Genomic DNA, 954 nt, shown 5'->3' with positions numbered 1-954 from the left:
AGCGCCATGACTTTTTGTTCGGTACGCTTGTCGAGGCCTTCGGTTGGCTCATCAAGAAGCAAAATCGGAGCATCTCGTAGTAACGCTCGCGCAATACCAATACGACGTTTCTCACCACCGGAAAGCTGACGACCGCCATCACCCAGCCAAGCATCAAGACCCGGCTCTTCAAGCAGTGCACCCAGCTCTACTTTCGTTAGGATATCCGCCAGTTGCTCATCAGTCGCATTTGGTGACGCCATTAACAAGTTGTCACGTAGTGTGCCGTTTAACACATCTACTCGTTGGCTCACTACGGTAATTGCTGAGCGCAGATCGGATTCGCACCAATCTTTTAGTGAAGCGCCACCAATGCGAACCTCACCTTGGTTTACATCCCAGTAGCGACAAAGTAGTTGAATCAGAGTCGACTTGCCTGAACCCGTTTGACCAACAATTGCGGTTTTCGAGCCTAAAGGAAGTGAAAGCGAAAGGTCTTTCAGCACTTTCTGTTGTCCATCAGGGTATGCAAAATCAATATTGTCGAACTCGATATCCAGTGGTTTTTCTTCGCGTTTAGATAGCTTAGGGAAGACAACATCAGGCTCAGCAAGAATCACTTCGTTCAAGCGACGGGCAGAAGTCAGCGTTTGACCTAGGTATTGGAACGCACCCGCAATAGGCATCAAAATTTCAAACCTTGCCATTGTTGCAAAAGCGAATAGGGCGATCCAAGGATCAGGTGCCCGACCACCAACGCCATCAGCAGCAAACCAAAGCATGACAACTAAAGTCAGGCCGTTCACCAACATCAGAAGTCCTGACGCCATACCAGTCAGATTAGCGTTTACAAACTGGTTTGAAAGCAGTTGTTTTTGCTTTTCAAGAATCAGGTTACGGTAGCGTTCTTCTGCGCCAAAAATACTCAGCTCGCTATAGCCTTGTAGCCAATCGAGTGTCGCGACACGAAGCTGA

At 48.4% G+C, this 954-nt stretch carries 1 protein-coding gene; it reads right to left on the bottom strand.

The window, feature by feature from the left end; all coding sequences use genetic code 11:
• The coding region (locus R7R78_RS24730) for an ATP-binding cassette domain-containing protein (protein WP_225474449.1) at positions 1–954 on the bottom strand (954 nt) is incomplete at both ends.

It is taken from the genome of Vibrio sp. 2134-1, from assembly GCF_033339495.1.
Note: the sequence above shows the minus strand (reverse complement) of the source record. Positions and strands in the feature narration are given on the sequence as shown.